The following is a 6736-nucleotide window of genomic DNA, read 5'->3' as shown; positions in this document are numbered from 1 at the left end:
ACGTTTGAAGTGTAGACGAATTACTCAGAAATTTATTTCGCGAACAGCACACTAGTATAAATTTTCCCCGTTCGTTCCCCGTTTCTTTAAAAGGCTGGTGATTCAACCCTCGTCAGTCATCTACACAAAAAGCCACCTTAATTAGCAAAACGGTAAGCTCGACGTTTTTCTCCCGATTATTGCCAGCACCTTGCGCTCGGCGGCAGCGCGTATCGAGCTTGAGAAAGTGAAGCGGCTGGGCAGTTTGGCCCAGACCCTGTTCAACAAAATCGCCTCTGCCCCCGGGGATGTGCGCGGGCTTTTTTCCAACGATGCGGCAGCGGAATATTCAACAGCACTGGGCCGGGAGGTTCGGGTTTAGGAGATTCAACCGGTGCCGATTGCGCTGGTTGCCAAGAACATCATCATGCGGCGGGCATGGGCTTTACGCGATCACGGATCAGCGTGTTCAGCAGATCTGGCAGGAGGAACGAGCATTGATTGAAGCGAGCTAAGCTGCGGGTCATCGCAGGCCAGTACTCATCGATTTACCTCATTCATACCGACTAATTAAAACGTTTAAAACGCTGAAACTGACTTTTCGATTAACACCAATTCAATATTTCAAAAACCCTTGAATACTTTATTCTGAAATTGCGCAACTTACCCCGCCCAACAGGTATACGCCATGAAAAAAGCATTCAGCAAACTTCTTGTTGCCACCCTGATTACAGGCAGTCTTCTCGCCTCACAATCCGCGTCAGCCGGTTTGCTCGACACTTTACCCTGCAACCTCGTTCAGACAATTAGCTCGCTTGTACCTTTGCCTGTTATCGGCGAACTTTTGTGCAATAAGGGCGGTTAATATATTTAACCTCTTCATTTTAAAAAACAGTGCACCCTGCCCCAGCCCCCGCTGGGGTAGGGTTATTTAGGAAACGAACTTGTGCAAATCATGCAAAATCAAAACACACTAAAACCACATCCAACCTACGATAAACGCTAACAGTACCCTCAGAGTGACAGAGGCACAGCCGCCGTTTTACCTTCCAACCGATCAATCAACCGCCGCCCGGCAGCAATGCCCGGCTTTTCAATATAGCGATACGTCAGCCACGAAACACCGACAGTCACGGCGATAACCAGTAAAAAGAAGGCCAGGCTGCTCAAGTCACCGTCACCGAAAAAGGCGACGATTTTTTCCCTGCCCAAAAACTTTAAAACGGCGATGTGCACCAGGTACATACTAAAACTCAGCTGCCCAAAGAACACCGTCAGGCGGTTCACGAACAGTCGCCAAGGGTGGTAGGCCAGAAATATCGATACGATGGCAAACATGCCACCCGCAATCACATGGTGCGAGACAAGCGCTTGGTGGGGCCACCAAAATTCGATAGACAAGGCAATGAACGCAATGCCCCCCGCTATCGCTCCCCGCATGCCGACACGACAGTGGGTCAATACCCAGGCGGTCATGATGCCGATGATAAAGACAGGAAGTTGACTGAAAAATTAAAAAACGTGAAGCTGTCGATCAAGTACTTTTGCGTTTCACCGTAGGTAAAAAAGTAAGACGACACCGGCGCGTTAAAGGGTTGCAAGGCCAGGCAAGCCAGCAAGAGGATCAAAAAATAAAAAAACCTTTTAATGCACATCAACAGTGGAAAAACCAGATAAAAGGTCATTTCCACAGCCACTGACCAGCCACCCGGAACTACAGAATTGATAGTCTCAGGATGAAACCCGTGAAGAAACAGCGCGGTCATGGGAACAAACCACCAGCTGATTCCATTGGGCGAAAAATAAGAGGCTTTTGTACCGTTCAACCACAAAAACAGAATAATCGCCAAGTAAAACAGGGGGGCAATTCTGAACAGGCGCCGCAAGTAAAAATTGCGCACGGGGTGCAGTTCGTTGTTTTTGCGTGCTGCCCAGGACATGCACAGTGTCACTGCACTGGCGATGTAGAAAAACTGCACACCACTTGCGCCCTCTCCCATTATATGAGCGAGCCAAGAACTGATCGGCTTTACATGCTGAGAGGCGTGTACGAGCACAACAAAAATAATTGCCAGCCCTCTGATCGCATCAATATATAAATATTTTTTTAGAGATTGATTTGGCATTTAAGCGGCTCATCGTTAACACGGCGCGTCGCGATTATCCACAGAAATAGCCATTTTAGCCAGATTGACGTTTCAATGCCTTTAGACAACCTCATCTTCGCCTTGCAACACTTACGGTAACTATCAGCGCTGCGTTCAACCCTTCAAGGGCTATTCAATGACTAACAATGCAGGGCGTCACTTCTGGCCGCCGCCGCACGTATATAAAAACGCCCCGAGCCATACGACCCAGGGCGTTTCCAATTCACTCGCCCGCCTTAGTGCCCAGCGCTCTGCCCACCGTCCACATGCAAGATTTCCCCTGTCACAAACCCTGCCGTTTCCAGGTACACGATCGCTTGCGCGATATCGCTCGCCTCGCCCATGTGCCCAACCGGGTGCAGTTTGCCCAGCGCTTCGTGGGTTTCCGGGCCGTGCATTGGCGTCTTGATGATGCCCGGGCTCACGGCGTTCACGCGGATGCCGCGTTTGGCGTATTCGATCGCCAGGGATTTGGTCGCCGAGTTCAGCCCGCCTTTGGTCAGCGAGGCCAGTACCGAGGGCACGCCGTCAATTGCGTGGTCCACAAGGCTGGTGGTGATGTTGACGATGTGCCCGGCGTCTTGCTTCAGCATTTCGGTGATCGCCAGTTGGGTGATGTAGAAGAACCCGTTGAGGTTCACCGCCAGCACGTTTGCGTAGTCTTGCGGCGTGTAGCTGGTGAACGGTTTGGCCACGAAGATGCCGGCGTTGTTGACCAGGCTGTCGATGCGGCCAAAGCGGGCCACGCCTTCGCGGATGACGCGCTCGGCGGTGGCCGGGTCGGCGATGTCGCCCGCCACGGTGAGCACGTCCGGATCGGTGGACGGCTGGATCGAGCGGGAGGTGGCAACCACGCGGTAGCCCAGTTGACGGTAAGCCTGCACCGCTGATGCGCCAAGGCCTTGGGATGCGCCGGTGATGACGACGACTTTTTTCGAATTGCTCATGGTGAAACCTCTATATAGGGAGTGGGATTTTTCAAGCGGCGGCGGAAGACATTTCCCGCAGGAGCTGTTCGTAGTAACCAACCGATTGCGAACCGGAGACGAGTTGGCGGCCGTTGAGGACCATGGCGGGCACCGAGTTGATGCCGCGTTCGCGGTAGAACGCTTGCAGTTCGCGCACTTCATTGGCGTAGGCGGCCGAGTCCAGCACGACGCGGGCGCCAGCCGGGTCCAGGCCGGCTTCGGCGGCCAGGCGCACCAGGGTTTCGCGGTCGCTGGGGTTCTGGCCGTGGGTGAAATAGGCGCTCAACAGCACTTTTTTCAGTGCCACTTGGCGCCCTTGCTGCAAGGCCCACAGCAGCAGGCGGTGGGCGTCGAAGGTGTTGTAGAAGTGGCTGCGTTTTTCCAGGTCGAAGGTGAACCCGATGGCCTCGCCGCGTTCCATCAGCATCTTTTTGCCGTTAGCCACTTCCTCGGCGCTACGCCCGTATTTGCGCATCATGTGGGCCACGGCGTTTTCGCCTGCGGCCGGCATGTCGGGGTTGAGTTCAAACGGCTTGAAGGTCAGTTGCACCGACACTTCACCGGCCAGGTTGTCGATGGCCTGCTCCAGCGCCGTGACGCCCAGGGCGCACCAGGGGCAGACCACATCCGAGATGAAGTCGATGGTGACGGGCGCGCTCATGATGCGTCGTCCGCCAGCTGTTTGCGGTACGCGGTGGTGGTAATACCGGCGTAGCCCCAGTTATCGGTGTCGACTTCTTCGATGACGATGTGGGTGAGGTCGGGGCGCTTGCCGAGCACGCGCTCCAGGGTGTGGGTGATCTCGGCAATCACCTGGGCTTTCTGCTCCCGGGTAACGCCGTCGCGGGTGATGCGTACGCTGACAAAAGGCATGGCAAAGGCTCCAGTGGCGTGCCCTTCAGGAGGATGGGCAGGCAGTGGGGCCAATTTATGAGGTTGCTCAAAGCGGATAAAGACGGCTACGAGTACTTCATTAGTGATGCGATGTAACTAATTGATCGCTGCGCTTTCACAAGCTTTCACACCCGGGCGGGATAATGGCTAAGTAACATCCACTGGTGTTCCCCATCCCCCTCAACCCGCATCTCACGATGCAAGGAGTTCCAATGTCGTGCGTTCCTCCTTCCTGCGGCGGCGGCGGTCAGCCCCCGGCTACCGGCGGCACCGGCAATACCAGCAGCGCCGATTCGGCGATTGCCAAGATGGAAGCCACGTTCAATATGGCGATTGAAAAGTCGGCAAAAATCACCGAAATCAGTACGGCCAAAAAGGCTGAACTGGACGCCACCAAGCAGCGTCCACAGAACTGACAGGCCAGGCGGGCAGCGTCTCGGCGCTGCCTGTCGTCGCCATTAAAGTGCCACTTTTGCATCCCCCTCCCAGGCTTTTTTCTGTATAACGCCGTCACTCCTTTTTGCGTTGTGAACGGATGCCAATGAACGCCTTGAGACTCATCGTGTTGCTGATCGCCCTCCCCTTGCTGCTCGCCGCAGGCGGCGCCTGGGAGTTGCAACGCGCGGACCTGCGAACCGCAAAAACAGCCGCCTTCAAGGCCCAGTTGCCTGCCGACCTGGACTACGTGCGCGGCCTGGTCGCGCAAAACCCCAACACCTCGGTCAACCTCGACGACAAGCACACCACCGCGCAGCAGGCATTGGCCAGCCTGGAGCAGGCCGACGACGAAATGGCGTTCAGCGAAGGCGTCAACCAGGCGCTGCAATGGCTGGCGCCGTGGGTGATCGGCTTTGCGCTGTTCACCGCTGGCGTCGGCGTGGTGGCGCTGTTGTGGATGCAATGGGCAGGTAGGCGCGCGCGTCAATCCCAGGCGCAGTTGCTACAGGTGCTGGCCCTGGGCGAGCGCTGGGTGCCGCGCCTGCTGCTCGCCCATTTGTGGGCAATCTCCCCCACCCTGGTGTTGATCGCGCTGTATGAGTCCCTTGCGCAATGGCAGCAGGGAACGATGTCGAGTTTTAACGTCAAGCTGGCCTTGGGGGTGCTGTTTTTCACCCTGGCGTGCCTGTATGTCGTGTGCCTGATGCTCCTGCAATCACCGGCGCTGCTCAGGCTGTTGCAACCCCAGCCACGGCACCTGTTTGGCCAGCTCGTAAGGCCTGACCAGGCGCCGGGCTTGTGGCGCCAAGTGAATGCGTGGGCCACGCGATTGGGCGCCCTGCCGCCGGATCAGATCGTGGTGAGCCTGGCGCCGGGTTGCTACGTCACGGCTGGCGAAACCTGGTTGTCTCCCGATCACATCATGCTGCAGGGCCGCACGTTGCACGTACCGCTGCTGTACCTGGCGGTGCTGGACGCGCAGGAAACAGGTGCGTTGATCGGCCATGAACTGGCGTATTTTGTGGGCGAGCAAAGCGACTACAGCCAAGGGTTTCTGCCGGTTTACAACGGCACACGCGACAACCTTGAGGCGTTGATCGCCAACATACGGGCCAGCGAGCAGGCCAGAGCCAGCTTGATGGTGCCGGCCTGGTTGTTTGGCGAGTTGTTTCTGGAGCGCCTGGGCGAGGCCATGATGCCACTGGCCCGCACACGTGAATTAAACGCAGACGCCGCTGCGGCCTCGCTGGTGGGCCAAGCCGCAGTGGCCTCGGCGCTGCTGCGCACCTCGGTGCTGGCCCCTCACCTGGCGGAGCTGCTGAGGGTGTACCAAGACCTGAATACGCGCCAATGGCCGGTGGTCGAGGACCTGGTACGGCAAGTCATCGATGAGTTGCAGCACCGCGAATTGAAACTGTCGGCCCACGCCCTGAATGAGTGCCAGGCGCACCCTGCCCGCCAGTTGCCCGCCAATAATGAGCGGCTGCGCGCCCTGCGCGTGCCGGTGGAAGAAGTGCTGGCCAGTGCCACCCGCGCTCCCGCCCCTTCGCAGGCCAGCGCCGCCTTGAACGCCTGGTTCGCAGACGCCCCGGCACTGCGCCGCCAGTTGTCCTGCGAACAGGTAAGCGCCCACGTCAACCAGGACACGCAGTACACCCAAGAACTGCAGTCGCATGTAGACGCCGTCGAGGGTGAGCAATACCTGCACGAGGGCAGTCGCCTGCGGGGCACGATCCTGGTGGCGATTGCGCTGCCGTTTGCAGCGCTGGCGCTTTACTGGTTGCTGCTGTCGCAGTTGTCCCCGGGCATGAGCCTGGACAAGTCGCAGACGATGCAGACACTGGGGGCCCTCAGCCTGGTGCTGGCGCTTGGGCTATTGGGCCTGGGGTTGCGGCTGATCAAGCGCGCCCCCTTGACCGCCTTGAGGCTCACGCCGGATGACTTCGTGTTCGCCAACCTGGCGCAGCCGGTGCCGATCCGGGATATCTCCCACGTCAAGATCCATACCACCCATGGCTTTTGGCTGTTTGTGTACCTGCACCCCGACGCCCCGCTGCCCAACGCCCGTGGCACCGGTTTTGGCGTGCCGGGGGTGTGGCTGCAAAAGTGGCGCAGGCTGATCATCCTGCGCACCACGCAGTTATGCATCGACGACCAACGGCTCGGGGCCGAGGAGCTGCTGCAATTGCTGGTCGACTACATCAACGCCTCCCGCGCACGGGACCTGTTGCAATAGGCCGGCCCGTATCGCACGTATAGAGTAGGAGGCGGATTCACATCCGCCGTCCTCTCACACCACCGTACGTACGG

At 57.8% G+C, this 6736-nt stretch carries 8 protein-coding genes and 1 pseudogene; 4 read left to right on the top strand and 5 right to left on the bottom strand.

The window, feature by feature from the left end; translation table 11 throughout:
- Positions 1-145: 145 nt before the first annotated feature.
- A pseudogene (locus ACW9H9_RS28055) lies at positions 146-494 on the top strand (ATP-binding protein); the annotation flags it as partial.
- Between the two features lie 173 nt (positions 495-667).
- Positions 668-844 (top strand): hypothetical protein, encoded by a 177-nt coding sequence (locus ACW9H9_RS28050; protein WP_457346606.1) that lies wholly within the window; start codon positions 668-670, stop codon positions 842-844.
- 149 nt (positions 845-993) lie between these two features.
- Here ACW9H9_RS28050 and ACW9H9_RS28045 read toward each other — a convergent pair whose 3' ends face one another.
- The 5 genes from ACW9H9_RS28045 to ACW9H9_RS28025 form a co-directional block, all read right to left on the bottom strand.
- On the bottom strand, positions 994-1455 hold the full coding sequence (locus ACW9H9_RS28045; protein ID WP_457346607.1) for an acyltransferase family protein: 462 nt from the start codon (positions 1453-1455) through the stop codon (positions 994-996).
- The gene (locus ACW9H9_RS28040; protein WP_457346608.1) at positions 1452-2105 is read right to left on the bottom strand and encodes an acyltransferase family protein; all 654 of its coding nucleotides are present in this window, start codon (positions 2103-2105) and stop codon (positions 1452-1454) included. Before ACW9H9_RS28040 ends, ACW9H9_RS28045 begins: the two co-directional genes overlap by 4 nt.
- Before the next feature lie 257 nt (positions 2106-2362).
- Complete coding sequence (locus tag ACW9H9_RS28035) at positions 2363-3073, bottom strand: SDR family NAD(P)-dependent oxidoreductase (protein ID WP_457346609.1); 711 nt, start codon at positions 3071-3073, stop codon at positions 2363-2365.
- A 31-nt stretch (positions 3074-3104) separates the two neighbouring features.
- Positions 3105-3755, bottom strand: coding sequence for a DsbA family oxidoreductase (locus ACW9H9_RS28030; RefSeq protein ID WP_457346610.1), 651 nt, complete (start codon positions 3753-3755; stop codon positions 3105-3107).
- On the bottom strand, positions 3752-3967 hold the full coding sequence (locus tag ACW9H9_RS28025; RefSeq protein WP_457346611.1) for a tautomerase family protein: 216 nt from the start codon (positions 3965-3967) through the stop codon (positions 3752-3754). Before ACW9H9_RS28025 ends, ACW9H9_RS28030 begins: the two co-directional genes overlap by 4 nt.
- Before the next feature lie 233 nt (positions 3968-4200).
- Between ACW9H9_RS28025 and ACW9H9_RS28020 the strand changes: the two genes are divergently transcribed.
- Positions 4201-4404 carry a hypothetical protein gene (locus tag ACW9H9_RS28020; RefSeq protein WP_457346612.1) on the top strand — a complete coding sequence of 68 codons (204 nt, stop codon included), beginning with the start codon at positions 4201-4203 and terminating at the stop codon, positions 4402-4404.
- A gap of 125 nt (positions 4405-4529) precedes the next feature.
- Positions 4530-6662, top strand: a complete 2133-nt coding sequence (locus ACW9H9_RS28015) for a M48 family metallopeptidase (RefSeq protein ID WP_457346613.1) — start codon at positions 4530-4532, stop codon at positions 6660-6662.
- Positions 6663-6736 lie beyond the last annotated feature (74 nt).

Source organism: Pseudomonas sp. SDO5215_S409, from assembly GCF_054071325.1.
This window is presented reverse-complemented; position numbering and strand designations above follow the sequence as displayed.